This window comes from Acidobacteriota bacterium, assembly GCA_018268895.1.
In the GTDB taxonomy this organism is placed as follows: domain Bacteria; phylum Acidobacteriota; class Terriglobia; order Terriglobales; family Acidobacteriaceae; genus Edaphobacter.
Genome location: JAFDVP010000001.1, coordinates 1,434,325 through 1,460,098, shown reverse-complemented (window position 1 = coordinate 1,460,098; position 25,774 = coordinate 1,434,325). Strand labels below are relative to the sequence as shown.

The 25,774-nt window shown below is 59.1% G+C and carries 28 protein-coding genes; 8 read left to right on the top strand and 20 right to left on the bottom strand.

The features are described 5' to 3' along the window. Positions 1-23: 23 nt before the first annotated feature. The 7 genes from JSS95_06270 to JSS95_06240 form a co-directional block, all read right to left on the bottom strand. Complete coding sequence (locus JSS95_06270; GenBank protein ID MBS1799415.1) at positions 24-323, bottom strand: flagellar biosynthesis anti-sigma factor FlgM; 300 nt, start codon at positions 321-323, stop codon at positions 24-26. A 13-nt stretch (positions 324-336) separates the two neighbouring features. Then, entirely contained in the window at positions 337-699 is a 363-nt protein-coding gene (locus JSS95_06265; protein MBS1799414.1) for a hypothetical protein, read from the bottom strand. Beyond that, positions 696-1,844, bottom strand: coding sequence for a flagellar basal body P-ring protein FlgI (locus JSS95_06260; protein ID MBS1799413.1), 1,149 nt, complete (start codon positions 1,842-1,844; stop codon positions 696-698). The genes JSS95_06265 and JSS95_06260 overlap by 4 nt, the downstream gene beginning before the upstream one ends. A 17-nt stretch (positions 1,845-1,861) precedes the next feature. Next, positions 1,862-2,629 carry a flagellar basal body L-ring protein FlgH gene (locus tag JSS95_06255; GenBank protein ID MBS1799412.1) on the bottom strand — a complete coding sequence of 256 codons (768 nt, stop codon included), beginning with the start codon at positions 2,627-2,629 and terminating at the stop codon, positions 1,862-1,864. A 68-nt stretch (positions 2,630-2,697) separates the two neighbouring features. Then, positions 2,698-3,216, bottom strand: coding sequence for a flagella basal body P-ring formation protein FlgA (locus tag JSS95_06250; GenBank protein MBS1799411.1), 519 nt, complete (start codon positions 3,214-3,216; stop codon positions 2,698-2,700). An 18-nt stretch (positions 3,217-3,234) separates the two neighbouring features. Continuing rightward, on the bottom strand, positions 3,235-4,023 hold the full coding sequence (gene flgG, locus JSS95_06245; GenBank protein MBS1799410.1) for a flagellar basal-body rod protein FlgG: 789 nt from the start codon (positions 4,021-4,023) through the stop codon (positions 3,235-3,237). 52 nt (positions 4,024-4,075) lie between these two features. Next, complete coding sequence (locus JSS95_06240; GenBank protein ID MBS1799409.1) at positions 4,076-4,831, bottom strand: flagellar hook basal-body protein; 756 nt, start codon at positions 4,829-4,831, stop codon at positions 4,076-4,078. Positions 4,832-5,096: 265 nt separating this feature from the next. Here JSS95_06240 and JSS95_06235 point away from each other — a divergent pair, with 265 nt between their 5' ends. After that, positions 5,097-5,486, top strand: coding sequence for a response regulator (locus tag JSS95_06235; GenBank protein ID MBS1799408.1), 390 nt, complete (start codon positions 5,097-5,099; stop codon positions 5,484-5,486). 78 nt (positions 5,487-5,564) lie between these two features. Here the strand turns inward: JSS95_06235 and JSS95_06230 are convergent, their stop codons facing one another. The 8 genes from JSS95_06230 to JSS95_06195 form a co-directional block, all read right to left on the bottom strand. Continuing rightward, positions 5,565-6,509 carry a hypothetical protein gene (locus tag JSS95_06230; protein ID MBS1799407.1) on the bottom strand — a complete coding sequence of 315 codons (945 nt, stop codon included), beginning with the start codon at positions 6,507-6,509 and terminating at the stop codon, positions 5,565-5,567. Between the two features lie 130 nt (positions 6,510-6,639). After that, complete coding sequence (gene ftcD / locus JSS95_06225; protein ID MBS1799406.1) at positions 6,640-7,560, bottom strand: glutamate formimidoyltransferase; 921 nt, start codon at positions 7,558-7,560, stop codon at positions 6,640-6,642. A gap of 49 nt (positions 7,561-7,609) precedes the next feature. Beyond that, a complete protein-coding gene (locus JSS95_06220; protein MBS1799405.1) occupies positions 7,610-8,143 on the bottom strand; it encodes an acyloxyacyl hydrolase in 534 nt (177 codons plus the stop codon). Between the two features lie 288 nt (positions 8,144-8,431). Continuing rightward, on the bottom strand, positions 8,432-9,172 hold the full coding sequence (locus tag JSS95_06215) for a YebC/PmpR family DNA-binding transcriptional regulator (protein ID MBS1799404.1): 741 nt from the start codon (positions 9,170-9,172) through the stop codon (positions 8,432-8,434). Between the two features lie 176 nt (positions 9,173-9,348). Further along, positions 9,349-9,870, bottom strand: a complete 522-nt coding sequence (locus JSS95_06210) for a VOC family protein (GenBank protein MBS1799403.1) — start codon at positions 9,868-9,870, stop codon at positions 9,349-9,351. A gap of 104 nt (positions 9,871-9,974) precedes the next feature. Continuing rightward, complete coding sequence (gene lysA / locus JSS95_06205) at positions 9,975-11,408, bottom strand: diaminopimelate decarboxylase (GenBank protein ID MBS1799402.1); 1,434 nt, start codon at positions 11,406-11,408, stop codon at positions 9,975-9,977. A 42-nt stretch (positions 11,409-11,450) separates the two neighbouring features. Beyond that, positions 11,451-11,759 (bottom strand): PspC domain-containing protein, encoded by a 309-nt coding sequence (locus JSS95_06200; protein MBS1799401.1) that lies wholly within the window; start codon positions 11,757-11,759, stop codon positions 11,451-11,453. A gap of 132 nt (positions 11,760-11,891) precedes the next feature. Beyond that, positions 11,892-13,136, bottom strand: coding sequence for a hypothetical protein (locus JSS95_06195; GenBank protein ID MBS1799400.1), 1,245 nt, complete (start codon positions 13,134-13,136; stop codon positions 11,892-11,894). A gap of 121 nt (positions 13,137-13,257) precedes the next feature. Between JSS95_06195 and JSS95_06190 the strand changes: the two genes are divergently transcribed. After that, positions 13,258-13,668: a hypothetical protein gene (locus JSS95_06190; protein ID MBS1799399.1), complete on the top strand. Its 411-nt coding sequence runs from the start codon at positions 13,258-13,260 to the stop codon at positions 13,666-13,668. Positions 13,669-13,670: 2 nt separating this feature from the next. Here the strand turns inward: JSS95_06190 and JSS95_06185 are convergent, their stop codons facing one another. After that, a complete protein-coding gene (locus JSS95_06185) occupies positions 13,671-14,198 on the bottom strand; it encodes a DinB family protein (protein ID MBS1799398.1) in 528 nt (175 codons plus the stop codon). A gap of 398 nt (positions 14,199-14,596) precedes the next feature. Between JSS95_06185 and rpsO the strand changes: the two genes are divergently transcribed. From rpsO to JSS95_06170, 3 genes are all read left to right on the top strand, one after another. Next, entirely contained in the window at positions 14,597-14,863 is a 267-nt protein-coding gene (rpsO, locus tag JSS95_06180) for a 30S ribosomal protein S15 (GenBank protein MBS1799397.1), read from the top strand. A 252-nt stretch (positions 14,864-15,115) separates the two neighbouring features. Continuing rightward, positions 15,116-17,524 (top strand): polyribonucleotide nucleotidyltransferase, encoded by a 2,409-nt coding sequence (gene pnp / locus JSS95_06175; GenBank protein MBS1799396.1) that lies wholly within the window; start codon positions 15,116-15,118, stop codon positions 17,522-17,524. A 133-nt stretch (positions 17,525-17,657) separates the two neighbouring features. After that, positions 17,658-18,068, top strand: a complete 411-nt coding sequence (locus JSS95_06170) for a hypothetical protein (protein MBS1799395.1) — start codon at positions 17,658-17,660, stop codon at positions 18,066-18,068. A 14-nt stretch (positions 18,069-18,082) separates the two neighbouring features. Here the strand turns inward: JSS95_06170 and JSS95_06165 are convergent, their stop codons facing one another. After that, positions 18,083-19,042 carry a carbohydrate kinase family protein gene (locus tag JSS95_06165; protein MBS1799394.1) on the bottom strand — a complete coding sequence of 320 codons (960 nt, stop codon included), beginning with the start codon at positions 19,040-19,042 and terminating at the stop codon, positions 18,083-18,085. 163 nt (positions 19,043-19,205) lie between these two features. Here JSS95_06165 and JSS95_06160 point away from each other — a divergent pair, with 163 nt between their 5' ends. Then, positions 19,206-20,585: an FAD-containing oxidoreductase gene (locus JSS95_06160; protein MBS1799393.1), complete on the top strand. Its 1,380-nt coding sequence runs from the start codon at positions 19,206-19,208 to the stop codon at positions 20,583-20,585. A gap of 10 nt (positions 20,586-20,595) precedes the next feature. Here JSS95_06160 and JSS95_06155 read toward each other — a convergent pair whose 3' ends face one another. From JSS95_06155 to serS, 3 genes are read right to left on the bottom strand one after another with little or no spacing between them, the layout of a single operon-like run. After that, positions 20,596-21,261, bottom strand: a complete 666-nt coding sequence (locus JSS95_06155; GenBank protein MBS1799392.1) for an outer membrane lipoprotein-sorting protein — start codon at positions 21,259-21,261, stop codon at positions 20,596-20,598. Positions 21,262-21,318: 57 nt separating this feature from the next. After that, a complete protein-coding gene (locus JSS95_06150) occupies positions 21,319-21,711 on the bottom strand; it encodes a hypothetical protein (protein ID MBS1799391.1) in 393 nt (130 codons plus the stop codon). Continuing rightward, positions 21,711-23,036 (bottom strand): serine--tRNA ligase, encoded by a 1,326-nt coding sequence (gene serS, locus JSS95_06145; GenBank protein MBS1799390.1) that lies wholly within the window; start codon positions 23,034-23,036, stop codon positions 21,711-21,713. The genes JSS95_06150 and serS overlap by 1 nt, the downstream gene beginning before the upstream one ends. Positions 23,037-23,134: 98 nt before the next feature. On the opposite strand from serS, the gene JSS95_06140 reads away from it, so the two are divergent. Together JSS95_06140 and JSS95_06135 are read left to right on the top strand one after the other, a co-directional pair. Next, positions 23,135-24,823: an alkaline phosphatase family protein gene (locus JSS95_06140; GenBank protein MBS1799389.1), complete on the top strand. Its 1,689-nt coding sequence runs from the start codon at positions 23,135-23,137 to the stop codon at positions 24,821-24,823. A 17-nt stretch (positions 24,824-24,840) separates the two neighbouring features. Further along, the gene (locus JSS95_06135) at positions 24,841-25,746 is read left to right on the top strand and encodes a dihydroorotate dehydrogenase (protein ID MBS1799388.1); all 906 of its coding nucleotides are present in this window, start codon (positions 24,841-24,843) and stop codon (positions 25,744-25,746) included. The last annotated feature ends 28 nt before the right edge of the window (positions 25,747-25,774 follow it).

The following is a 25,774-nucleotide window of genomic DNA, read 5'->3' as shown; positions in this document are numbered from 1 at the left end:
TCGCTTAACGAAAATCAGTCAGCTCAATCGAGAAGCGATTGAATAATCTTTCCCGCAACTTCTGCAGACGGCACGTTGTAGGTACCGTCGGCAATGGCTTGCTGTAACGCCGCAACTTTGTCGGTCCGTACATCGGAGCCGCCAAAGACCTGCGCGACCAATCCGCCAGCCTTGCTTAGGTTGGCAGCATCAAGCTGTGATTCAGGTAGCCTCAGCTCTCCATGGGCAGTATCCTCTACGCGTCCCACCGCCTGCGGCGTTGTTGCCGGAATGATCGCGCTCAGGGCCCGCTTCAGATCGCCTATTCCATCCCCAAAACTCATTGTTGTCCTCCGTCTACTTGAGCTTATCGGCGCGAGTTTGGGAAACTTTAGTACTCGACTCCGTTTTCACCGAAGGAAGAGTGTTTTCACCGGGATTTTCTTGCGAGAGTTGCTGAATAATCTGCCTCGCAATGCCCACGCCGCCACTCTTTGAGATAGCTTTGGCAACGGACTCTGTTCCAAAGCTGGCAATCGTATCAAACGAACTATCCTCGCTCTTCTCCCCGCTCAGATCGTCTTCACTTGAGCGCATCGGCTTCAGTAATTCCTGCAACATCATTGCTTCAAATTGCTGTGCCGCATCGGTCAGCTTCGAGCGCTTCTCTACGTCCATTTGTGGCGCACTTCTATTGATGCCATCCAGAGTGATTGTCATTGAACTTCGATCTCCGCCTCAAGTGCACCGGCCGATTTCATTGCTTGCAGAATCGAGATAACGTCGCGTGCCGATGCTCCAATTGTTTGCAGACTGCGGACCAGATCGTCCACGGTTGCGCCCTGCTTCAATTCGATTCGGTTTACTGGTTTGTCCAGCGCATCCACGCTCGTCTGGCGCACGACCTTTGTGTCTCCTCGACCAAAGGCATTGGGCTGTGAGACCTGAAACTCGCTGACGATGTTGACGGCGAGGCCGCCATGCAGGATCGACACTGGCTGCAGAACAACTGTCCCGCCAATCACGACTGTACCGGTTCGTTCGTTGACGATCACCTTGGCCCGAGGATAGACCTGGACCTCGACCGATTCGACCTCAGCGAGGAATGCGGGCACCTCTTCGCCTGGGCCGGCTGCGAGAGTGATTCTTCGGCTGTCGACCACGTGTGCGGCACTGCGGCCGAGTGTGTGATTGATCGCTCCTGCGGTGGCCTCCGCGCTGCGAAAATCGGCATCGTTCAGCAGCAAGGAAAACTGACTTTGTCCAGCAAAGTCCAGCGGAACCGCGCGTTCGACGATCGCACCATATGGGACACGGGCGGTATTGGGGTGGTTGACCTGTTTAAGGTTTCCGTTTGCACCCACCGAGTATCCGCCAACAACGAGAGGACCCTGCGCCTGTGCGTAGATCTTGCCGTCGGCGCCGTAAAGGGGAGTCATCAACAACAGGCCGCCCTCAAGACTTCGTGCATCGCCGGCAGAGGAGACCGTGATATCAAGTTTCGTGCCCGAGCGTGAGAAGGGAGGTAACGTAGCTGAAACGAAGACTGCCGCCAGATTCTGGACTCGAATCGCTGATGCCGGGACGCTCACGCCCATGCGCAGTAAGGTAGAGGCGAGCGTCTGAGTGGGAAACGCGGTCTGCTGGCTGTCCCCGGTGCCTTGCAGTCCAACGACAATCCCGTAGCCGACCAGTTGGTTGTCGCGTATCCCTTCGATGCTTGCAATGTCCTTCACCCGCGCCTGCCGCGTAGCCGACGCGGTCCCGTCAGATGCAAAGGACGCTGTGTCTGCGAGCCCACATATTAAAAGTGCGATAGAGATCGCCCAGGCTGCCTTTCCGGAAGTAAGTGCTGATTGGTTCATATAATCGCCGCCCATGCCTAGAAGATCAGTGCGCGCTGCAAGAGCCGTATCAGGACATTCGGCCGATGCGTGTAATCGGTGATGATGCCTTTGCCGCGAACCTCCAGCTCAAGGCTCGATATGGCGGTTGACAGGATTTGGTTCTGCTGCGAGATGTCCTCTGGTCGCACGATTCCACGTAACACGATCGTCTGGGTCTGCTGGCTGAACTCGACCTGCCGTGCTGCTTCAATGACCAGCATCCCGTTTGGGAGAACTTCAATGACCTGCCCTCCAAGGGTGGTGCTTAGGCTGGAATTTGTGGCACTCGTGCCCTGGGCATCGAGACCTGCGGCAGAACTTTGATTGACAAGGTTCTGAAGGGTATTGCCGGCATGCAGCGCTCCGAAGAGGCTCGACACCTGGGAGTTTGCGTTCGATGCACGCGAATTCTTCACAGTTCCATCCGTCGAAGCCGCCAGGTTCTCCGAGACAACGACAGAGATCAGATCGTGCGGACGCATCGCACGAACGTCGGTCATCATTCTCGTAAGGCGCCCGCTATCCATCCAAATCGATCCCGGCGCGGGCTGCGCAGAGTTGTACGTCCGCACTCTTTCAAGGTAGTTCTCAAGCGAAGTGGCGGCCGGACTTGGCTTTTGGCGCAAAGGGTTCTTGCTGCCAGAGCCTTGCGGATAGCTCTTGATCGTTGCAAATAGGGAGAGCAGTAAGACAAGCGCGGTTGTTATGGCAAAGCGATAAAGCACAAAATCATATGAAGGTGGTTCAGGCAGGGGATTGGACATAGCTGGTTCGTTAGAACCCGGCCACTGCTCAAGGAACCGTCTGCGAGTCAGCCTCTGGGTTGAGCGTTTCATGGTTCGATCTCCACGTTGTGGGGCCCGCGTACGATGCCGAACAGCGTCTCGGAGCTATCGGAAACCACAAGCCCATCGCTGCTTGATAGTGAGCGTATCGTGCGTATCCGGATGCGGTCTCCTATTGCTGCGCTTCCTTCGGCTACACCAGTCACCTCAATCCGGACAAAGGGATCCTGGCTCCATGCGCGAACGACATCTCCATTGCGAACAGCAGGTGGTGAGAGCTTGATTACGCTTGCATATCTGTTGGGGACTTTGAGGGCCAATGGTGGCAGCTCGGGATGGGTGCATGAGACGACGATGGCCCACTGCTGTTGCAGGTATGGGTCCCAGCGTATGTTTGCTACGCGAAAGCCTTGAGCGGGCTCATCGGTATGCGTTGACGACGGCTTGAGGGCCTCTTCAGGCGTCGCGCGACAGCTGGAATGCAACGGTAAAGCTGCAACCGCACTCGCCGCAAGAAGTCCGGCGGCGAGAAGCAAGAGTCTCGAAGGCAATGAGGTGATTCGCATTTCAATCCTCCGCAGTCACTAGCGAACCATATTATTGATCTGCGAATACATGTCGTCGGCTACATGAACGACCTTGGAATTGCTCTCATACGCGCGCTGCGCCAGGATCATCTGAACGAACTCCGCGACCACATCGACATTTGAGTTTTCGAGATATCCTTGCTGGAGCGTTCCCATGCCGGTGCTTCCACCGGGGACATCGGTGATCGCATTTCCTGACGATTGCGTCTGCTCAAACAGGTTGCCGCCGACTGAGTTCAATCCGCCGGGATTGGCAAAAGTAGCGAGTTGAATGGTGCCGAGTTGAGCGGGGGTAGTCTGGCCCGGAATCTTTGCCGAGACGACACCATACTGCGAGATGGTGATGTCGGTCGCATTCGAGGGAATCGTGATCGAAGGCAGCACGGTGTCGCCTTCTGTTGTGACGATGGTCCCCTGGTTGTTGCGATGAAAATTTCCGGCGCGCGTGTAAGCGATCGTCCCATCGGGCCGCGTCACCTGGAAGAAGCCACCGCCTTGAATGGCGAGATCGAGGTTGTTGCCGGTCTGGTTGAAATCGCCCTGTGTCATCACCATCTCGGTTGCAGCAGAACGCGTACCCAGTCCAATCTGCAATCCCGCGGCTGTCGTCTGCTGGCTCTCGGGCGAACCCGGGGTAATCATGTTCTGGTAGATCATGTCTTCGAACTGAAGCCGGCGCCTCCGAAAACCCGCTGTCGCGGAGTTGGCAAGGTTGTTGGCCACAGTATCGAGGTTGGACTGCTGCGCGCTCATGCCGCTGGCTGCTGTATATAAAGCTCGAATCATGATTGCTCTCCTGTTCGAAAATGAAGTTCGCTATCGATCCTGAGGGTCTGCTTCAGACTCTTGGCAGGTCTTCGGCAGCGGTCTTGTCAAAGTCGTTGTTGAAGACGCTCAATGCCTTTTGCATCATCTCTGCCTGCCGCTGCACCAGGACAAGCTGCATCGTTCCGTGAATCGCGTCCTGGTTGGCTCCTTCGACGGCGCCTTGTTGAATGGACGCACTCGCGGCAATAGGTTTTGAGTCACCGGCGGTAAAGCGATTGACGCCTTCAGCGGTCAACGCATAGCGATTTGTAAAATCGAAGATTCCAACCCGGGCGACGAGGGCACTCCCGTCCTGATTGGAGACTGAGACGCTGCCATCAGGTGAGATGTGAATCTCTCCACTCGGAATGGTGATCGGCTTCTGCTTGATATCGAGCACAGGCTCGTCCTGTGCGGTTTGAAGCACGCCGGCAGAAGAACGCTGAAATGCGCCGTCGCGTGTATATCGAATGCCATTGGCGGTCTGAATAGCGAAGAATCCCTGACCTTGGATGGCAAGATCGAGAGGGTTTCCAGTCGCCGCCAACTGCCCCTGTCCCATGTCCAGCGTGTTGCCGCCAAGAATGCCGAAGTTATTGACTGTCTGTCCGACCTGCGACTGTGCGAGCGAGTCGTAGCCGAGACCTTCGACGAGCACCCCGCGAAAGTAGTCGCGTTGCGCGCGAAAGCCATTCGTTCCCGAATTGGCAATGTTATTGGCCGCCGTATCGAGCGCCTGCGTACGTGTCGCCAATCCCGTATATGCCGCGTAGAGTCCACTGTCCATGCCGTGGTCTAAAGCAAGCCGCGGGCCAAAGTAGCGGCAGGTTCGCTTAGAGGAAACTTAGAGGCGTTTTCTGATTGCTGTGCTTGGCAGAAGACGTCGTCATAACTGAGCCGCAGGCGAAGAATCCCGGTATTTTGCTTGTAACTGCGCACGCGTTGACGATGAGAAGCACTAGACCAATATGAAAACCGCCTTAGTTTCCCTGATTAAAGAAAATCTTCCGGGCAGCCGATAGACCGCAGAGAGCGACGATTGTGGAGGGCAGGTGCGAGCGTTAATTATCGATGATTCAGCGGTCATGCGTAAGGTGATTGAACGGGCGTTACGTCAGGCAGGTCTCGAGCTGAGCGATGTCGTTCAGGCCTCGAACGGCGAAGAGGCGCTGGAGGCGCTTCGTGCCGACACGGGAAGCGCCACGAAGATAGGTCTCATTATCAGCGACATCAATATGCCGGTCATGGATGGCCTCCAGTTCCTTGAGGCCAAGCGCGATCAAAAACTTGCAACGGGAGTTCCGGTGGTCATGATTACGACAGAGGGAAGCGAACCCTTTGTGCTCCGGGCAATCGCTGCCGGAGCACAAGGCTATATCTGCAAACCTTTCACCGCCGATCAGGTGAAGGCGCGGGTCGTTCCGCTGTTGCAGGCAGCCTAGTTGTTTCAAGCGGGTGAACGTTAAAAGAGGCAGCTCATCCGAGTTGCCTCTTTTAGTCCTGCTTAGCTTGTTGCTACTTTACTTGACGACTGATTGAAAGAGCGGAGAGCTCAATAGGCTGGCAAATTGGCCGTCTGAAGAGGAGTAGGAGACCGTCAACGTGCCCGAGTTCGAATCGATCGTCGTATTGTCGAGGGCTGATTTCTCCAACGGGTTACCCTGCGTCTTCTTCAGTAGAGAGACTCCCTTGAGCAGCGTTGCGGTGGTCGCTGCTGTCATCGTGTCGCTCATTACGACGGCCATGTCGAACTTCACGCCGTTCTGGAAGTCCATCGTGTAGCGGGAGCTCTTCATCCGGTTGCGGACCGTGTCATAGTCGGCCAACTGCGCTGCTTCGCCAAGCACGGAGCGCATCATCGTCTGCGTGCCTTTCTGGTCGAGCAGGCTCCAGACGGCACGCTGTTCGACCGCGAGCATCTCGTTGGTCATATCGCCATTGGCGAGGAAGTTCTGCGCAAGACCGTCGCGAGCATCGAGCGCGGCTTTTACAGCTTCGCGATCGCCGAAGACCATCGTCGTCTGGTTCAGGAAGGCGACGCTCATGCCATTCTGGCCCATCGGGTAGATGTTGTTGTTGCGTAGAGCCACTGGCTTGGTCTTGCTCTTCACGAAGTTCGCCATGATCTCGCGAGTGTGAAACTGACCCTGGGCGACGCCAACGATACGCGTACCCTGCGTTCCTTCACGGAAGGCGGCAAAGGTGAGGACATCGGCGTCCTGGTCAACCTTGAGCCCCGAGGTCTTTAATGCGGTTTCGAGACGCTTGAGCTCAGGCGGCAGCACGCGGTCTTTCAACTCCATAGCAGCCGGGGAGTTCTGCATGGCGCGATAGTCGACAACAATAATCTGCTGGATATCCTTCGGGATAGCCGCTTTCGCATCGCTTGACAACTGCGCCGCCGGAAGCAGCGTGGCTGAGAGAGCGAGGGTCGCGATGGGGAGGAAGGGCTTGAGAATCTGCAATGAAGTTGCTCCTTGAGCGATCTTTAGCTCAACATTTCTATTCTTTCGTGATTGGACGATGACGGGCAAGCCCCGTTATCTGCCACTTTGGACGTACGAAGCGGCCATTGGTCATGGATGTGCTGCATTCTCAGCCGGTTATCCAGTCAAGAGGGTTTTCAAGCCGCTGCTCGATCACCTTCAGCTCCGGGTCGAAGTTGGGTATCCGCTTGATCCACTCCGCCTCCGGCTCATACACGGCCTGAGGAATCAGTCCAATCAGCTCACTATCGTCAAGCTCGGCGCCATGGCGCTGGGCAAGTTCCAGCGCACGGGCATACACCTTTGGCATTGGCGTCGTGAGGTAATCGGTGATGTTCATGGTCACCTGCGCACGTCCATTGGCGAGCACCCCGAGGGCCTTCACTCCATGCAGCCCTCCGTTGGAAGCGCGGATGTCGCGGGCAATTGCGCGTGCGGCAGTGACGTCCGCGCGGCGAAGATGGATGTTATAGGCGATAAGAAAGCTGCGCGCGCCGACAACGGAGGCGCCAGCGGTCTCATGTAACTCCGGCCCGCCGATATCTGGACGTCTTGAGGCGTCCTTGTGGACTGCATCCCGAAGACCCTCGAACTGGCCCCGCCGTACATCTTCCAACTGAACGCGGTCGGGGCGTGCGGCTGCCGCACCGTAAAAATAGACAGGCACGCCGTAGCGGCGCCATATATGAAGTCCGGCCTGGCGGGCCAGCAGAGCGCACTCTGCCAAGGAGGCCTTGCTGACCGGGATGAAGGGAACAACGTCAGCCGACCCAATTCGCGGATGCACTCCGTTCTGCTTGGTGAGGTCGATCAGCTCAGCCGCTTTTCCCGCTCCACATACGGCCGATTCGACGACAGATTCGGGAGGACCGGCAATCGTAACGACAGAGCGGTTGTGCGCGGTGTCGAGCGACCAGTCGAGCAGGCTCACGCCTGGCACCTGCATCGCCGCGACGATGCGGCTGACCTTGCTGATGTCCGTTCCTTCAGAGAAGTTGGGGACACACTCGATAATGGCTGCGGAGTTCATAAGGACAGGGAAAAAGTTGTAGGGAATAGGGAATAGAAAGCGGTTCTCATCACTTCCACCAGGTGTAGCCGACTGAAAATTGTACGCTCGCGTTTACGCCAGGGTTCTTATCTCCAAGCGATGCCGATGAGATATGAATGGCGCTGGCGCCAAAGTCGAGCGAACGGTTGGGTTTGACAAAGTAATGCAGCCCCATCCCGAACTGTGGAGTGAAGTTCCAGACGCTGGTATTGGCAGCGGGGCCATCATTGTTGACGTTGTACGGCGGGCCTCCGAAGGGAGGGTACTTGTGGTTTGTCCAGATGATGCCGCCGCCACCCTGCGCCCACGGAACCAGTTTGCGGTGACCCGATCCGGTGAAGTTCCACTTCAGCAGAATGGGTGTGATCGAGACGCCGCTAAATGTCCCGCCCACGGTGTATGGGGCGGAGCAGATGCCGGGTGCGGTGCACATGCGGCGCTCGAACCTTGGCGTGTACGACTGCCAGAAGGGGAAGACCTCGACGCCGTACTCGAAGTTGCCGCGCAGCAGGCCGGGGCCGAAGTTCGAGGTAAGAACCTTGCCGGCGCGACCGCCGAGCATCAGGAACTTATAGCTGCCGCGGTCCTCAGTTACACCAAAGCCGCCCTGCGCCAGCACTCCGATTCCAAGAGGGCGGTTCGTCGAGCTGAACGGCGTCGGTGAAGCCGGTTTCGCCTGCGCGGACGAGAGCTGCGGAAGCGCGAAAAGCGTGAGTGCCAGGGTGCATGGTCGTGCGATGCGTCGGATTGTTGAAATCACTCTTTTCTAGCTCCGCTTAACTTCGTACTTCGGTTTGCAGAAGAAAGGCCGCCGGAACCGGCGGCCACTGAAAGTAGTAGACCGCTTCGATTAGCCTGCGACAGGCGCCTCGTCCATATCGAAGTTCGAGTAGACGTTTTGCGTATCGTCGAGGTCTTCGATCGTCTCGAGGAGACGAATCATGGCGTTGGCCTGTGAGCCTTCGAGCTTGGTGTAGGTCGAGGCAATCTTGGTGACCTCAGCCGTCTCCGCCGCGATGCCAGCAGCCTTGATCGCGTTCGAGACAGCCTCAAAGTCCTTGGGGTCGGTCAGGATCTCCCAGTTCTCGCCCTGGTCGGAGAGATCTTCCGCTCCCGCGTCCAGGACGATCTCGGTAAGTTTGTCTTCGCTGGCTGCCGACTTGGTCACAGTGATGACACCCTTTGTGGTGAACATCCACGACACCGCGCCTTCCGCTCCGAGATTGCCGCCGTTCTTCGAGAAGGCGTGGCGAATCTCGCTGACGGCGCGGTTCTTATTGTCAGTGAGGACGTCGACGATGATGGCAACGCCGCCGGGGCCGTAGCCCTCGTAGGTGATCTCTTCGTAGCTGGCGCCTTCAATCTCGCCGGTGCCGCGCTGGATGGCGCGCTTGATGTTGTCGTTCGGCATGTTCTCGGCCTTGGCGGCAGCGATGGCGCTGCGCAGGCGGGGATTGCCGTCGGGATCGCCTCCGCCGAGCTTGGAGGCGATGGAGATTTCCTTGATCAGGCGGGTAAAGATCTTGCCGCGCTTGGCGTCGAGGGCGCCCTTCTTATGCTTAATTGTCGCCCATTTTGAGTGGCCGGACATGTACAACCTCAATCGGAGATTTGCTTCGCCTGTCGAGAGAACGCAGGGTCATGCGACCTTGTGATTTTAGCACGTTGCGGAGGAGAGCCTCTCCCCGCACCCAGTTGCATAAATCTCCCAAATACTCGGTTTAGCGGGATGGGTTTCTGGAGCAGTGAGGTTTGCGTCAACGATTGCTATAGATCCTTTGGCCCTTCCGGAATGTGATCGGGAATGGATCTGTCGGAGGTCGCCAGGAGATTGTGCAGGTTGAGCGGACGGGTGTACATGGCGAGTTCTCCTGAAGAGGTGCGTGGCCATGCGTCTTGAGGGCGGTCCCAGTAAAGCTCGACGCCATTCTGGTCGGGATCACGGAGATATAACGCCTCGCTGACGCCATGGTCGGCGGCTCCGTCGAGCGGAATTTTATGCGCGATCAAAGCTCTGAGGGCATCGGCCAGCGCTGCGCGGGTGGGGTAGACGATGGCGAGATGGTAGAGGCCTGTCGTTCCGGGGGCAGGGGGAGGGCCGTCCTTGCTCTCCCAGGTGTTGAGGCCGATGTGATGGTGATAACCTCCGGCGGAGATGAAGGCAGCCTGCGAGCCGAACTGCTGCATCAGGTCGAAGCCGAGGACGCCGCAGTAGAAGGCCAGGGCGCGGTCGAGGTTAGCGACCTTGAGGTGAACGTGTCCGATGCGGGTGCCTGAGGGGATGGACATGCGTTCAGTATGGCACCGGCTGGGCAGTTGTGGATTAAGCTGGCTTCCTTGAGGCCCACATCTGGCGATGAAGCTGCCAGATAGGGTACCTGGATTTTGCGGTACTAGAGCAGTTCAGGTGCAAGCTGATCGCGCATGGTTTCGCGGCGGCGGATCAGCTTTGCTTTTGTGCCGTCGATGAGGACCTCGGCGGCGCGGGGGCGGGAGTTGTAGTTGGAGGCCTGGGTCATGCCGTAGGCTCCGGCGTCGAGCAGGGCCAGGAGTTCGCCGGGCTTGACCGGTGGGAGCGCACGGTCGCGGGCGAAGAAGTCGCCGGACTCGCAGACGGGGCCGACTACATCCACTTTGTTTTCTGCTGTCTTGCTATCGGTGATGGTGGCCTTGCCGGAGGGCTGGCGGACGGGAACGATCTCGTGGTGCGCGTGGTAGAGCGCGGGGCGGATGAGGTCGTTCATGGCGGCGTCGGTGATGACGAAGGTCTTCGCGCCGTTCTTCTTGGTGACGAGGACGCGTGTGAGGAGCGCGCCTGCCTGCGCCACGAGGAAGCGTCCGGGTTCGAGGAGCAGGTGGGCATGCTCGTTGGCGAGACCTTTGGCGAGTGCGGCGGCGTAGCGCTCGACCTGGTGGGCGGCGTCGAAGGGGGCGTCGGAGTAGTCGATGCCGAGGCCGCCGCCGGCGTCGATATAGCGGATGTCGTGGCCGTCGCGGCGAAGGTCGGCGACGAGCGAGGTGACGCGGTCGAGTGCGGCAGCGAAGGGGTCGACCTTGCGGATCTGCGAGCCGATGTGGACGCTGACGCCGGACGCGTCGAGCCACTTGGACTTCGTAGCCCGGCGATAGATGGTGCGGGCCTGGGTGATAGCGATGCCGAACTTGTGTTCGCTGAGGCCAGTGGAGATGTAGGGGTGGGTTTCGGCGAAGACGTCGGGGTTGACGCGGAGGGCGAAGCGGGCGCGGATGCGCAGCGCCTGTGCTCTAGCGGCGAGGAGGTCGAGCTCCTGCTCGGACTCGACATTGAACTGGAGGATGTTGGCTTTGAGCGCGGCGTCGATCTCCCAGACCTGCTTGCCAACGCCGGAGAAGACCACTTGTTTGAGCGCGGGCTTGTGGGCGCGGCGAACGCGCTCGAGCTCTCCGCCGGAGACGATGTCGAACCCCGCGCCCTGCTCGCCGAGGAGCTTGAGAATCGCAAGCGAGGAGTTTGCCTTGACGGCGTAGCAGACGGTGTGAGGCCGTGAGGCGAAGGCTTTTTGAAAGAGCTGGAAGCGGTAGGAGATCTGCTGCGCCGAATAGACGTAGAGCGGGGTGCCGTGTGTATCTGCAAGCGCGGTCAGGCTGATGCCGTCGCAGTAGAGGGAACGGTTGCGGTAGAGGAAAGGGCGTGCGGCAGGCGATGCTGCGGCGGTCTTCAGGGCAACTTTCTTAGTCAAAACGCGGATGCTCACTTTGAGATTTTGTGGCGTCAGCGGAGAACCGCAGGTCCTTCGACTGCGTTGGACGCGAGACGCGCGCGTCCAGCTTCGCTCAGGATGACACATGAATCATCTTAAGCCAGTTTGATCCCTGTCAGAGGTCTAGGGCTAGATGCCGTTGGTGGGCAGGGCGTAAGGCTCTTCGGGAATGAGGATCCAGGCGATGATGTAAGCGAGTGCGCCAGCGCCGCTGAGGCATACGATAGCTGTGATGATGCGGACGATGGTGACATCCCATCCGTACTGACGCGCAAAGGCGGCGCAGACCCCGGCGATCATGCGATTATTGCGCGGGCGCATAAGATGGGGCGCTGCGAAGGGTTGCTGTGGGGGGACCGCAGAAGCAACGGGAGCGCCACAGGCAGGGCAGAAACGGGATGTTGGTTCCAACTGATTTCCGCAACGGGTACAGAACATAGAGTCCTCCAGGAGACTCAAGGCGCCTTTTATTTTGTCACAACTTCGGTGCAGCGCCCTGCGGGAAGTGATACGGAGGGCAGGGGGAAGAAGTTCTCGTGGGAAAGAAAGATGGATGGCCGGGAAGCAGCCTCAGCTTCCGGTGTAGGGGCTCTTAAGATACTTGCGGGCGGTATCGGCCTGGGACTGGTCGCCGCCTCCGGCGGAGGCTTCCTTGTACTGTTCGATCGCCTTGTCGCGCTGATGCAGGAGGTCAAACATCTCGCCGGCGTTGAGCTGGGCGCGGCGCTTGAGCCATTCGCTGCACTTGGGTTGGGCGGCGGCGTTGAGGTAGTTCTGCGCGGCGTCGGCGATAAGGTTCTGGCCGCGCTGGGTGTCGGCGAGCCCGAAGTAGGTCATCTGGAGGCGTGGATCGGTGAAGTAACCAGGCTTGCGGGCGTCATCGAGGACGCGCTTGTAGGCTGCGATAGCGCCGGGGCCGTCGCCCTTGTCCTTGGTGAGATTGGCCTCTTCAAGCCGGAAGAGGTAGTCATGCGGGTATTCGGCCGCAAGGCCGTGTTGGACGGCGAGGGCCTCGGGATACCGTCCGTCGTGGCGCAGGAAGAGAGAGAGCGCGGTGCGGCACTCGATGGGATTGACAATGCCTTTGGCCGCGCATTGGCGAAGAAGGTCGAGGCCTTTCTCCTTGTTCCCTGTGACGCCGGTAATTCCGATCATGATGCGCAGGATGCGAGGCAGAGAGGCAACGGCAAACTGCTGGATGCCGACGGCCATCTTCGCGTCGGCGTAGTCGGGATCGATGCGGAGGGCCTGTTCGCTGTCCTGGCGGGAGCCGAGGCCCTGACGCGCGGCGCCTACATAGCTGTGGTCGACAAGGGTGATGAAGGAGGCGTGCATGCCCCGTGCGTATCCGCGGGCAAACCAGGCGTTGGCGTTGTTGGGATTGGCTTTGATCTGCTGGTCGGCCTGCTGGATGGCCTGATTGGTGAGCTGCTCAATGCGGTCGCGTGTGGCCTGGGGGACCGGAACGTCGCGCTTGGAGAAGATGAAGGAGTCGTGTGCGTAGTAGGTGGTGTCGAGCAGGTCCTGGTGATAGAGCTCTCGAAAGACGAGCGTGTAGAGGACGTAGTTGGTCGCCATGGGGTTCTGCGGGTTGGCGCGCTGGATGGCTTCGAAGCGGGAGAGGGCGCCCTCGTAGTCCAGGTTGTAGAAATGCACATGTGCTTCGCGGACCTCGGGGGTAAGGTTGAGCGGATCGGTGTGCTGGTTCGATTGCGCGCTGAGCGGAGCCGCGAACGCCACGAGCGCAAGAAGCAGGCTGAGCACTGCGAGGGGTCTCGGAGAGATGATAGAAGTGTCAGGGCGGCTTGTCGGCATCATGCAATCGTCGAGTCGGTGTATAACTCGTCTTATGTTAGACGTTCGTTGCGCGGAACCATAGCGCGGCGGTCGAAGCAATTGTTACAGCTTACTTGCATACTTGAGTTGAAGGACTCCAATGACACGGTTTGAGTTGCTTCAGTTGCTGTTGGGCCAGGCTCGGACGAATGGTTTCCAGTTCAGAAAGTGGTATGTGGGGAAGCTGGGGCTGGAGTGGGTCGATTCGCAAAAGGCGATCGAGACGCTTGCTGTCGAAAGGCGCTACTACGCGCTGTTGTTTTCGCATGAGTTTGCCGCGCACTTCTGGAAAGCAGGCGAGCTGATGACCTTCGAGGTGCCGACGCAGACTTTCAAGCGGCGGATGGCGGACGGAAGCATCGGCACGGTTACGCGCAAGGCTTATACGCGGCGAAGCGCGAGAGAGGATGCCTGGCGATATCACCTGCGGGAGCTTGCAATGGCCGAGGAGCCGCTGCGATATATGAGGCGATATCTGCGAGTCGAAGACGAGCTTACCGAAGAAGAGTAGAGCTAGAAACGGCGCGCCTGCCTGATTGCCATGATCTGACGAATGTGGTGGCGGCCATGCGAGAGATGAAAGCGGCTCCACTGGGCGGGGGTGAGTGGGCCGAGCGCGAAGTGGCTCTGACAGGGAATTGAGCCGAAGATGCTGGATGCCTGGTCGAGGATTGTGTCGAGTTGAGCCAGGGCTTCGGAGGCGGATTCGGCCAAAGCATCGCCGGCGAGAGCAATATCAGGCCATATTGGAGCGACCTCCGGCGGAGCTTTGCGGCGTCCCGGCATCTTCCCGAGCGTGACAACAACAAACTGTGCAAGGCGCTGGCTGAGCGTTGGCCGTGATCGCGTTGGCGTGCCCTTGGCGATGCGCGACTCGAACGCGGTAATGGTGGAGCGGTAGGTGAGCAGAAGGTGCTGGGCGATCTGGTGAATGCTCCATTGCGAGGGATCGTTGGAGAGCCGGAACTGGGTCTGTGCCGAGGTGAGCCCGCTGAGCGATGCAGCTAGTTCACGGTCGAGTGTGGCGAGCGCTGCATTCATGGCTTCTCTATCCGGTCAAGGTTACACTGAAGAAGATGATCGAGGGGATACGGTTTCTGTGGTGTGCGGCAAAGGGTCACCGGTTGCGTCCATGGCGTAGCCCTTACCTGAGGTGGCGTCTGGAGACTTACTCCGGAAAGTGGGCTGGTACGGTGGGTCTGAGGGACTTCTGGGCGCTGGCGTGGGGAGAGAAGCGTCAGGCCACGCGGTTTTTGAGGTGGCTTGGCGAGATGCGCGAGATCGCCAGCGGGAGGGAGAAGGGGTGATAGCGCAGATCGCTTCAGGCGCTTTTATCTCTTTGCTTTAACGGTCGTTCCATTGCCCACGCGGGGCTGGCGATGCTATTCTTTTAGGAACACTCAAGTGGATTAGAAGAAGATCAGGAGTAAACAAAAGCTGTGCTAGCACCTGCCAAGAAAACAGACATTATTGCGAAATTTCGCACACACGACTCAGACACCGGGAGCCCGGAGGTTCAGATCGCGATTCTGAGCGAGCGTATCGGCGAGCTGACCGAGCACTTCAAGGCCCACAAGAAGGACCACGGATCGCGCCGCGGGCTGCTGATGCTCGTGAGCAAGCGCCGTCGTCTGCTGGATTACCTGAAGAAGTGCGATGCCGACCGCTATCGCGAGGTCATCGGCAAACTGGGTATCCGCAAGTAACCGCATCCCGGAGACATCATTCAACCATGGAAGTATGCTCGGACGGTTTCATTCCGGCTGCTGATTCCTTGCAAGGCGCGGAATGGCCTTGTGGCTGGCCGGTCATGCAGAGCTATCCCATGAACGATTCAATCGAGTGCAGTTTACCGGCGGTCTGAAGAGACCTCCGGTAAACTGCGCTTTTTCGCGCCTGCAAGGCAGATGACGCGAGATACAAGTTCCCAAACGACGTAGAGAAAAGAGAGACACACTATGAAGCAGGACGTAACCGTAGAGCTTGCAGGTGGCAAGCAGATCAAATTCGAGACAGGGCGCATGGCCAAGCAGGCCTCCGGCGCCGCGCTGACGACGAGCGGCGATAACGTGGTTCTGGCAACTGCTGTTGCCGCTCCCGACCCAAAGGAAGGCATCGACTTCTTCCCTCTGACAGTGGAGTATCGCGAGTTTACCTATGCCGGCGGCCGTATCCCCGGGGGGTTCATCAAGCGCGAGGGACGCCCAAGCGAGAAGGAGATCCTCACCAGCCGTCAGATCGACCGTCCCATCCGCCCACTGTTCCCCGAGGCCTTCCGTAACGAGACGCAGGTTGTTGCGTTCGTGTACTCGGCCGACAAGGAGAACGATACCGACGTGCTGGGCATCAATGGTGCAAGCTGCGCGCTGGCCCTGAGCGATATCCCGTTCGGCGGTCCTGTGGGTGCGGTGCGCATCGGCATCGTCGATGACCAGTTCATCGTGAACCCGACCTATGCGGAGCGCGAGAAGAGCACGCTGAACATCATGGTCGTCGGCACCAGGGACGGCATCACGATGATCGAGTCGGGCGCGAAGCAGATTGGCGAAGAGCGCGTTGTCGATGCCATTGAGTTCGCCCATGGCGAGATCAAGAAGATCTGCGCGGCGATCGAGGACCTGGTCTCTCGCGCGGGCAAGACGAAGCGCCTTGTAACGGCGGTTGAGATCGACACTGAGTATCTGGCTGCCCTGAAGAACAAGATCGGCGCGAAGCTGGCCGATGCCCTGAACACGAAGAAGTACCCGAAGTTCGAGAGCTACGCAAAGGTTAAGGAGCTGAAGGACTCGCTGAAGGCGGAGATTGCGCCCGAGGACACGGATGGCGCGAAGAAGCTGAGCAAGTACTACGAGCTTTTGCGCGAGACCATCTTCCGCGAGCAGGTGCTGAACGACCGCATTCGTCCCGACCATCGCGCGTTCGATGAGATCCGCGCGATCTCGATTGAGGTTGGTGTGTTGCCTCGCGTGCACGGCTCTGCACTGTTTACACGCGGCGAGACGCAGGCGCTGGTCTCGGCCACGCTGGGTACGACGGACGATGCGCAGCGCATCGAGACCTATGAAGGTGAACAGAAGCGCCGCTTCATGTTGCACTATAACTTCCCGCCGTTCTCGGTGGGCGAGGTGGGCAGAATGTCCGGCGTCGGCCGTCGCGAGATCGGTCACGGCGCTCTGGCTTCGCGCGCCATTGAAGCCGTGCTGCCTGGTGAGGACGAGTCTCCGTACACGCTGCGAGTGGTCTCGGACATCCTGGAGTCGAACGGCTCGTCGTCGATGGCGACGGTCTGCGGAGCTTCACTGTCACTGATGCAGGCGGGCATTCCGCTGAAGGGCGCGGTCGCCGGTGTGGCGATGGGACTGGTGAAGGAGGGCGACAAGTACGCCGTTCTGACCGATATTGCAGGCGCTGAGGACCACTATGGCGATATGGACTTCAAGGTTGCCGGAACGCGCAACGGCATTACGGCCCTCCAAATGGACATCAAGATCATGGGCATCACGCCGCAGATTATGCGCGAGGCGCTCGAGCAGGCACGCCGCGGACGTATGTTCCTGCTGGACCAGATGGATGCTGTGATCGCAGGCGCGAACCAGGAGAAGTCGAAGTTTGCTCCGCGTATTCACACGCTTCAGATTCCGACAGACAAGATTCGCGACCTGATCGGACCAGGAGGCAAGGTCATCCGCGGCATCATCGATGCTACGGGCGTGAAGATCGATGTGGACGACACTGGTCGCGTCAATGTGGCTTCGAGCGATGCCGATGGACTGGCGCGCGCGATCCAGATGATCAGCGACCTCACGGCGGTCCCCGAAGTTGGCAAGACCTACCTGGGCAAAGTCGTTCGTCTGGCGGAGTTCGGCGCCTTCGTCGAGATATTCCCCGGCACCGATGGACTGCTGCACGTCTCAGAGATTGCTGAGCATCGCGTGAAGGAAGTGAAGGACGAGCTTCGTGAAGGCGACCAGATTCTGGTGAAGGTGCTGGCGATCGAAGGCAACCGCATCAAGCTGTCGCGCAAGGCTGTTCTTCGTGAGCAGCGAGCCAAGCTGGGTCTGCCGGAGGTTGCTCCGCAGGGTGGTGAGGGCGATGGCCGTGGACATGGTCAGCAGGCTCCCGCGGAGCTTCAGGGCGAGGGAGCCGATGACGACGACGACTTCGAGGACGGCGACGATGAGGGTGCAGAAGAGCCGAACTTCAATCGTGCTGAAGGTGCCCCGGCTGGCGGAGGCCCGCGTCCCGGAGGATCGGGCGGCCCTGGTGGACAGCGTCGTCCCGGCGGACGGCGCCGTCGTGGTGGGCGCCGTGGCGGTCCAGGTGGCGGTGGTTCGGGTTCATCGCACCAGGGTGGCGGAAACCACTAATCTCGAAGCAACGATAGAAAGGGGCACGCGTTTGCGTGCCCCCTTTTTTTTGCGGTGCAGATGCTTCTCGCGACCGGGACGAGCCTGAAGATGCACTTTTTTTCACATGAGGGCGGAGCGTAAACTGCGGACAATGGCTGCTTCGATGTACATCGTCGTTGAGGGCGAAGATCCCGGGTTCGACATTTTTGTTAACGGAAGAGCTCTTGCGCGTAATGAGGACGCGGTGGAGAAGCTGGCTTTGCGACTGGGTGTGCGCCCGCTGATTGAGTTCTTCTCGGCGGATGAGAACTCGATGTCGCTCTTGATCGAAGAAGGCGCGGGGAACAGGGACTTGCTGCAAAGGCTGCCGCCTCCACAGTGGTATCTGCCATCTGAGGGGTTGGCGACGGTGGAAGCAATGGTATTTGCATTGGAAGATGAGCCGCAACAGCTAGGTTCAGAGGGCGAGCAGGTACTGGCTGAGTTGGTGGAGTACCGGCGAGTTCTGAGGAAGACACAAGATCGTCAGTTGCGCTGGCATCTTGCCGTGAGCTGGCGCTAGGGATTGGTAAAACTTTAGAGGCTTACTGAGTCCGAGGCTGGGACGTAGCTATCGGAGGGGTAGTGTGTTCCGGTGACGGTCAAGCGCTCGATCTCGTCTACACCCTTGATTCCGCCCCGCGCTCCGACTGCGGTGCAGTTGAGTGCGGCGGCGGCGCAGGCGAAGTCGAGCTGGCGATCAAGCTGCCATCCGTTCAGCAGTCCGTAGATAAAACCGGCGTGAAAGATGTCTCCGGCACCTGTCGTGTCAGCTACAGGGACGCGATATGCGCTGGAGTAATGGAAGTTTCTTCCATCCCAGGCGAGCACGCCTTCATGCCCAAGTGTGGCGGCCGTAAGCGTTGATCCGAAGCGGGTCTGCATACGGCGAAGCGCGGATTCGAGGCTAGGCTCGTTCATGAGGCGGCTCGGGAAGTCGCGGCTCACGATAAGATAGTCGATTTTTTCGATGAGCTGTTCAACCCCAGGGTATATCTCGTCGAGGTCGGCGATCACGGGGATGCCCGCCTCGCGGGCCCAAGTGGCTGCAAGAGTAGCGGCAGCAGTATCCCAGCCATCGACGTGGAGTGCGCGGGCGTTGACGATCCACTCGCGCTTGAGGTCGTCCGGATGAAGCGAGAGTGCATCGTCGTGGCGGTGCAGCACGGTGCGTTCGCCTTCTCGATCGACGAGAATGAAGGACTGCTGGCTGGCGCAGCCGGGCACGGTGAGCAGATGGGCCTCGACGCCGGTGCGCACGAACTCTGCGCGGTGCAGGTCGGCGGCGCTGTCGTCGCCGATCTTGCCGACGTAGCGCGTGCTCAGGCCCCACTGCTGGCAGGCGACGACGGTGCTTGCGACCTGTCCTCCGGGGAGAATCTTCGCTGCGCCGAACTCGACTTTGGAGCCCACGGCGGGAAAGTGGGGAAGGGGAATGACCGTGTCTGTGGCATTCAACCCTACACCGACCAGGTCGACCTTCGACGTATTGGCCATATCTTTACTGTAAATGAGATTGGGTGGGTTGTGTCGCGGCGGCTTTGATGGCTTCCTATTGGAGCTTTGTCTGCTGTTTTTGTGCGGTGAGCGCCCACGCCGCTGTAAGCTGGGCACTGCCTGAGACGTGACGAGCTTCGATTCCGATTATGACGAGGTTGCGATGGAATACACCTTTGATGCCATCATCGTTGGCGCGGGCCAGGCTGGGCCGTCGCTGGCTGGACGCTTGACCGGAGCCGGGTGGAAGGTAGCGCTCGTGGAGCGAAAGCTGCTCGGAGGTACGTGCGTAAACGCAGGTTGCACTCCGACGAAGGCGATGGTGGCCAGCGCCTACGCAGCTCGCGCGGTACAGCGTGCTCAGGAGTACGGACTTCCAGCCCAGACATTGACTGGAGTCGATCTTGCACAGATTAAGAAGCGTAAGGACGGCATTGTGGAGCATTCGCGTGCGGGGCTCGAGAAGTGGCTTGCCGGCATGGAGGGATGCACGGTCTTTCGTGGAACGGCCAGGTTTGCCGGGCCAGCGACGATGCGGGTGAACGACGATGTCCTCCACGCGGAGAAGGTCTTTCTGAATGTGGGAGCACGGCCATCGGTTCCGGAGCTTCCGGGAGTTCACGAGGTCCAGTACCTGACGAGCACGACGATCCTGGAGTTGGAGACGCTGCCGGAGCACCTGCTTGTTGTGGGAGGAAGCTATGTCGGGCTGGAGTTCGCCCAGATGTTCCGCCGGTTTGGCTCGGAGGTGACGGTTGTGGAGCGCGCACCGCGTCTGGTGAGCCACGAGGACGAAGATGTCTCCGCCGAGGTGAAGAAGATTCTTGAGGCAGAGGGCGTCCGAATAGAACTGGGATCCAATTGCATTCGCCTCGATCAGAAGAGCGGCAGCCCGGTCATTTATCTGGACTGCGATGGCGGGGGGCGTCAGGCGATTGGAAGCCACGTCCTGCTGGCGATGGGTCGCACGCCGAACACAGACGACCTGGGGCTGGACATGATCGGTATTACTCCGGACAAGCACGGCTTTATTGAGGTAAACGACAAGCTGGAGACCTCTGCGTCGGGAGTATGGGCGCTCGGAGACTGCAATGGGCGCGGCGCATTTACCCACACCTCTTACAACGACTACGAGATTGTCGCGGCGAACCTCCTGGACAGCGATCCGCGCAAGGTGAGCGACAGAATTCCGGTGCATGGGCTGTACATCGATCCTCCGCTGGGTCAGGTTGGCATGACGGAGAAGCAGGTGAGGGAGCGAGGAAGGCCGGCGTTGATGGGCATCCGCCCAATGACGAAGGTGAGCCGTGCGGTCGAGAAGGGAGAAAGTCAGGGCTTTATGAAGGTGCTGGTGGATGTGGAGTCGAAGCTGATCCTGGGGGCGTCGATCCTCGGAACGGGCGGAGATGAAGCTGTCCACTGCATCCTGACCGCGATGTATGCGAAGCAGCCTTACACGCTGCTGACCCACTCAGTGCATATTCATCCGACCGTGGCTGAACTGATTCCCACGGTCTTCGGGGAATTGAAACTATTGGATTAGTTTTTGTTCATTACTTCTTGAATTGATATGGCTTTGTGTCGATAGATTGGTTATAGCGGATATTGCTGTAGATGGTCGTGCGGTAGTCCTCGGACGGGGTGAAGAACTGCTGCTTGAGGGAGATGCCGCGAGTTGGGTCTACCCAGATAACGATGTGCGTAAACATATTGCGCACGTTCGGATCTTTTGAGACGAGATCGAGCTTGGCCGTACCGATTGATGTATTGCCGTCGGAGAGCACCTCTTTGCCCAGATAGGTGACGGTCCAGGCCTTTGCGAGCTCGCTGCCGCTACCGCCGAAGCCGAGGGTCAGGAAGCTCTCGTACTGGGCGCGGTTCTTGCCGGAGGCGAAGACCTTGAGGTCGTGGGTGCCGGGATCGAAGACGGAGAGCTTGCCGTCCTTGAAGGAGAAGAATTTGGCTCCAGGAGGGACGATCTTTGCGCCCATCTCCAGGTTGGCGCCGTTCTTCTTAAAGTAGATGCTCCCATGCTGCGTGGTCGTCTGCTTGACGACGCGCTCGTAGAAGTCCCACTGAAAATCGGCCTCAGCGGATTTGAACTTTGTGCTGGCGGCGTCCATCTGGCGGAGCACGGCGTCGAGTTCACCGGGTTTGACCTGGGCGGGGGTGGTGAGCGGAATGGCGAGCAGGAGGAACGCTAAAAGTGTCTTCTTCATTCGACAGTTACTCTCCGGCATCTTTAGATGCAACCGAAGCGGAATGGTTCGGGTAAATCAGCGGGTGATCCAGGCGTCGTACGCGATGATGTGTCCCTGAGCGTCGCGAACGGGTTCGTAGCGTTCCAGCGTAATCTCGCCGGCGATGGGTTCGATGATACGAATGATTGCAGCCTTCAGAGCGGAATCACTGGCGTCGCCGTCGATTGCTTTTTGAATATCGTCGGCGCGGATCTGATAGATGAAGCGGCTCGAATCATCGCTGGAGCCTGCTTCCTTGACGAGTACTTCAGAGGAGTTAATGGCTACGGTCTCAACCGGGCGGTCCTTGAAGTCGATGAAGCGGGGGCCGAGGAAGAGAAAGAGCAGGATGAGCGTGACCATGACGTCGTAGTGGAAGCTGCCGCGATCATAGGTCCACCAGAAGTAGGAGCGGATGGTCTTGAGCATTAAATCTTCTCCTGCTTCGCGATAACTGTTTGGCCGTTCATATAGGAGACGAGGGCTTCGGGTACTTTGATGCTGCCGTCAGCCTGCTGGTAGTTCTCGAGAATGGCGAGGTACGTGCGCCCGACGGCGAGGCCGGAGCCGTTGAGCGTGTGCAGATACTCGGACTTTTTTGCTCCAGCGGGGCGGTAGCGAATGTTGGCGCGCCGGGCCTGGAAGTCCTGAAAGTTGGAGCAGGAGCTGATCTCGCGGTAGAGGTTCTGACCGGGGAGCCAGACCTCAAGGTCGTAGGTCTTGGAGGAGGCAAAGCCCATGTCGCCGGTGCAGAGGAGCATGCGGCGATAGGGGAGTCCGAGAATCTCGAGGACCCGCTCGGCGTGGCGGGTGAGTGCCTCGTGCTCTTCGTTGGACTTCTGCGGCGTGGTGAACTTGACCAGCTCGACCTTCTGGAACTGGTGCTGGCGGATCATGCCGCGGACGTCTTTGCCGTAGCTGCCAGCCTCGCTGCGAAAGCACGGAGTGTAGGCGCAGAGGGAGATGGGGAGCTGGGCCTCGTCGATGGTCTCATCGCGGAGGAGGTTGGTGACGGGGACCTCGGCGGTGGGGATGAGCCAGTGGTCGCCGTCCTGAAGCTCACCGGGAGTGTATGGACCCTTGTCGTCGCAGTGGAAGAGGTCTTCGGCGAACTTGGGGAGCTGGCCGGTTCCGAAGAGGCTCTTGGAGTTGACCATGTAGGGAGGAAGGACCTCGGTGTATCCATGCTCGCGGGTGTGGAGGTCGAGCATGAAGTTTGCGAGGGCGCGCTCCAGGCGGGCACCGGCACCGTAGTGGACGACGAAACGGGAGCCGGAGATCTTGGCGGCGCGGTTGAAGTCGAGGATGTTGAGCGCCTCGCCCAACTCCCAGTGAGGCTTGGGGGTGAAGTCGAAGCTGGGCCTCGCGCCCCAATGCTTTTCGGCGACGTTGCCGTGCTCGTCGGAGCCGACGGGGACGGACTCCTGCGGTAGGTTGGGGATGATCTGGAGGATGGACTGGAGGCGCTCATCGGCGATCGAGGCGCGGGATTCGAGGGCTTCGACTTCTGCCTTGAGCGACTTGGTCTCCTCGGTGACGGCTGTGGCGTCCGCTCCGGATTTACGAAGCCGGGCGATCTCTTCGGTGAGCTTGTTGCGGCGGGCCTTGAGGGTTTCGACCTGGGTAATGGCGTCGCGGCGCTCACGGTCGATGGCGGCGAAGTCGCCGAGGGCGGTAGCCGGATCCATGCCTCGGGCGCGAAGTTTCTCTTCTACAACGGGCAGGTTGGCCCGGACGAATGCTAGATCGATCATTTGATCTTTATTTTATCGTCTTCTAACGGTAAGGGGCCGGATCGGGGGGAACGGTAAATGTAAGAATTTGTAAGAATTGAAAGCGGTACTCTAACAGTATGCGTGCCTGTATAGCTCTTCTTCTCTCGCTTGCTCTTCTCGTGCCCGGGTCTGTGCCCGCGCGTGCCGATGCGTATCATGCGACACCGAAGCTGGTGGTCGTACTGGTAATCGACCAGTTCCGCGGCGATTATCTCGACCGCTACCGCGACGACTTCAAGACTCCGAACGGGTTCAACCTGTTTCTGAAAAAAGGCGTGCACTTCACCGATTGCTACTACGACTACGCCAACCTGGTGACGGCGGCCGGGCATTCGACGATCGGCACGGGAAGCTATACTGACGGGCACAAGATCCCGATCAACGAGTGGTGGGAGCGGGACGAGAATGGAAAGCTCGAGCTGGTGACGTCGGTCAGCGACCATCGGTACAAGCTGGTGGGCGTTCCGGCCGGTGGCGAGATCTCTCCGGGGGCTTCACCTCACCGCGAGGCTGCCTCGACCCTTGGAGATGAACTGGAGTTGGCGACACAGGGACGAGCCAAGGTGTTTGGCGTCTCGTTCAAAGACAGGGCGGCGATCCTGACCTCGGGACACGCGACCAAGGGAGCCTACTGGACAGATCATGATTCGGGAGCGTTCATCAGCTCGACGTACTGGATGAACGAGCTTCCTGGCTGGGCAAAGGATTTCAATGCGAGCGACGAGCGCGCGAAGGCTCGTGCGGCGGCGAATATCCCCTCAGGGAATTTTTATGAAGAGGTTGGGAAGACGCCGGCTGCCGTTCAATACATGATCAATTTTGCCAAGGCTCTGGTGAAGAACGAGAACCTGGGTCACAACGAGGTCTCGGACCTGCTGACGATCTCGATCAGCAATACGGACATACTGGGGCACAAGGTTGGGCCGGATTCGCCCGAACAGCGCAAGATGATTGATGCAGTGGACGTCTCGCTGAACGACTTCTTCACCTTCCTCGACAAGCAGGTGGGGCTTCAGAATGTGATTGTTGCTCTATCGGGCGATCACGGTGTCGCTCCCACGATGCGTGCGGCGAATGATGCGCAGATGCCTTCGGTGGGGATCAAGAGCGCTGCGGTCTTGAAGTCGCTGGAGGCAGCTCTCGACAAGAAGTGGCCGATCAAGAAGGGCGACAAGTATGTGTTGGGCGGTGAATTTCCGTACATTCAATTGAACCAGCAGGCATTTGAGGCAGCCCATGTCAGCGAGCTGGAGGCTGAGACGGCGGCTGCCGAGGAGCTTGAGGCTCTGCTGGCAGCTTCAAATGCGAATTACGGCGTGAAGAGCACAAAGGCCGCGATTCCTGCCGACCGTGTGGCCGATCCGGTTGGGCTTGGTTCTGTTTACCCGGTGGCGAAGATGCGCGCGGGCGAGATTCCGGATACTGAGCTCGGGCGCCGGATCATGCACAGCTACTCGCCTTACGTGGGCTGGGCGATCTGGCTGAACTTCAGCGCATTCCAGTTCCCGGGGTCGGAGATGGGAGCGACGCACTACTCGTCGTTTGCCTATGACCGTCATGTGCCGCTGGACTTCTATGGCGCAATGTTCGTTCCGGGGACGTATCACGATCGCGTAGCTCCGGTGGATATTGCGGCAACATTTGCCTCGATTTTGAGGGTGAATCAGCCTTCGAGTATCGAGGGACATGTGCTGACTCAGGTACTGAAGCCTGATAATGGAAGCATGTCAACAGCACATGTCACAAAGAGAGGCACTGAGAAGTGAGTTCTAACACGCCCGATATGCGGGTGAGCTTAGCGGGTGTGGAGCTAAGCTCACCGGTCATTGCGGCAAGCGGCACGTTCGGGTATGGCGTGGAGTTTGAGGAGATCGTCTCGCTGGAGCGCATTGGTGCGTTCGTGACGAAGGGCCTGTCGCGGGAGCCGATGCAGGGAAACCCCACGCCCCGGATCATCGAAACAGCGGCGGGGATGATCAATGCAATCGGGCTCCAGAACATGGGAGTTCGGCCGTTCGTCGGAGAGAAGCTGCCGAAGTTGCGCACAATGAAGGGCGCAGTTGTCATTGCGAATGTCTTTGGCTATACGGTGGAGGATTGCCTGGAGGTGATCCAGGTGCTGAACGATGCCGAGGGCATCGCGATGTACGAGTTGAACGCAAGCTGCCCGAATACGAGTCACGGCGGAATTGCTTTCGGCGTCGACCCCAGTCTGCTGTATGAGCTTGTGTCGCGGACACGAGGAGCTTCGCGAAGACCTCTGATGGTGAAGCTGTCGCCGAATGTAACGAGCATCGGGCAGATGGCCCGGGTAGCAGCGGATGCCGGCGCGGATGCGGTGTCGCTGGTGAATACGTTTGTGTCCTTGGCTATTGATATAGAGACAGCTAAGCCTCGAATTGCGAACGTGACCGGGGGGCTGTCAGGGCCTGCGATCAAACCGATTGCCGTGAGGATGGTTCACGATGCCGCAAAATCCGTTCGTATACCTGTAGTAGGAATGGGTGGGATTACGCGCGCCGAAGATGCTGTCGAGTTCATGATGGCGGGTGCTACAGCCGTTCAGGTGGGGACGGCGAGTTACGCGGATCCGCGAGCTGTGGAAAACATTGCGAATGGGATGAGGAAGTGGTGTGCCGGGCATGGTGTGGAGCATGTGAGCCATTTGACTGGGGCGGCGCAGTTGTAAGGTTGCAAGTAGGACACCTCTACAGCGG

Coding starts and splice junctions, on each gene's coding strand:
- JSS95_06270 (MBS1799415.1), bottom strand. CDS start 323: ATGAGTTTTGGGGATGGAATAGGCGATCTGAAGCGGGCCCTGAGCGCG.
- JSS95_06265 (MBS1799414.1), bottom strand. CDS start 699: ATGACAATCACTCTGGATGGCATCAATAGAAGTGCGCCACAAATGGAC.
- JSS95_06260 (MBS1799413.1), bottom strand. CDS start 1,844: ATGAACCAATCAGCACTTACTTCCGGAAAGGCAGCCTGGGCGATCTCT.
- JSS95_06255 (MBS1799412.1), bottom strand. CDS start 2,629: ATGTCCAATCCCCTGCCTGAACCACCTTCATATGATTTTGTGCTTTAT.
- JSS95_06250 (MBS1799411.1), bottom strand. CDS start 3,216: ATGCGAATCACCTCATTGCCTTCGAGACTCTTGCTTCTCGCCGCCGGA.
- flgG (MBS1799410.1), bottom strand. CDS start 4,023: ATGATTCGAGCTTTATATACAGCAGCCAGCGGCATGAGCGCGCAGCAG.
- JSS95_06240 (MBS1799409.1), bottom strand. CDS start 4,831: ATGGACAGTGGACTCTACGCGGCATATACGGGATTGGCGACACGTACG.
- ftcD (MBS1799406.1), bottom strand. CDS start 7,560: ATGAACTCCGCAGCCATTATCGAGTGTGTCCCCAACTTCTCTGAAGGA.
- JSS95_06220 (MBS1799405.1), bottom strand. CDS start 8,143: ATGCTCGGCGGTCGCGCCGGCAAGGTTCTTACCTCGAACTTCGGCCCC.
- JSS95_06215 (MBS1799404.1), bottom strand. CDS start 9,172: ATGTCCGGCCACTCAAAATGGGCGACAATTAAGCATAAGAAGGGCGCC.
- JSS95_06210 (MBS1799403.1), bottom strand. CDS start 9,870: ATGTCCATCCCCTCAGGCACCCGCATCGGACACGTTCACCTCAAGGTC.
- lysA (MBS1799402.1), bottom strand. CDS start 11,408: ATGTGTCATCCTGAGCGAAGCTGGACGCGCGCGTCTCGCGTCCAACGC.
- JSS95_06200 (MBS1799401.1), bottom strand. CDS start 11,759: ATGTTCTGTACCCGTTGCGGAAATCAGTTGGAACCAACATCCCGTTTC.
- JSS95_06195 (MBS1799400.1), bottom strand. CDS start 13,136: ATGCCGACAAGCCGCCCTGACACTTCTATCATCTCTCCGAGACCCCTC.
- JSS95_06190 (MBS1799399.1), top strand. CDS start 13,258: ATGACACGGTTTGAGTTGCTTCAGTTGCTGTTGGGCCAGGCTCGGACG.
- JSS95_06185 (MBS1799398.1), bottom strand. CDS start 14,198: ATGAATGCAGCGCTCGCCACACTCGACCGTGAACTAGCTGCATCGCTC.
- pnp (MBS1799396.1), top strand. CDS start 15,116: ATGAAGCAGGACGTAACCGTAGAGCTTGCAGGTGGCAAGCAGATCAAA.
- JSS95_06170 (MBS1799395.1), top strand. CDS start 17,658: ATGGCTGCTTCGATGTACATCGTCGTTGAGGGCGAAGATCCCGGGTTC.
- JSS95_06165 (MBS1799394.1), bottom strand. CDS start 19,042: ATGGCCAATACGTCGAAGGTCGACCTGGTCGGTGTAGGGTTGAATGCC.
- JSS95_06160 (MBS1799393.1), top strand. CDS start 19,206: ATGGAATACACCTTTGATGCCATCATCGTTGGCGCGGGCCAGGCTGGG.
- JSS95_06155 (MBS1799392.1), bottom strand. CDS start 21,261: ATGAAGAAGACACTTTTAGCGTTCCTCCTGCTCGCCATTCCGCTCACC.
- JSS95_06150 (MBS1799391.1), bottom strand. CDS start 21,711: ATGCTCAAGACCATCCGCTCCTACTTCTGGTGGACCTATGATCGCGGC.
- serS (MBS1799390.1), bottom strand. CDS start 23,036: ATGATCGATCTAGCATTCGTCCGGGCCAACCTGCCCGTTGTAGAAGAG.
- JSS95_06140 (MBS1799389.1), top strand. CDS start 23,135: ATGCGTGCCTGTATAGCTCTTCTTCTCTCGCTTGCTCTTCTCGTGCCC.
- JSS95_06135 (MBS1799388.1), top strand. CDS start 24,841: ATGCGGGTGAGCTTAGCGGGTGTGGAGCTAAGCTCACCGGTCATTGCG.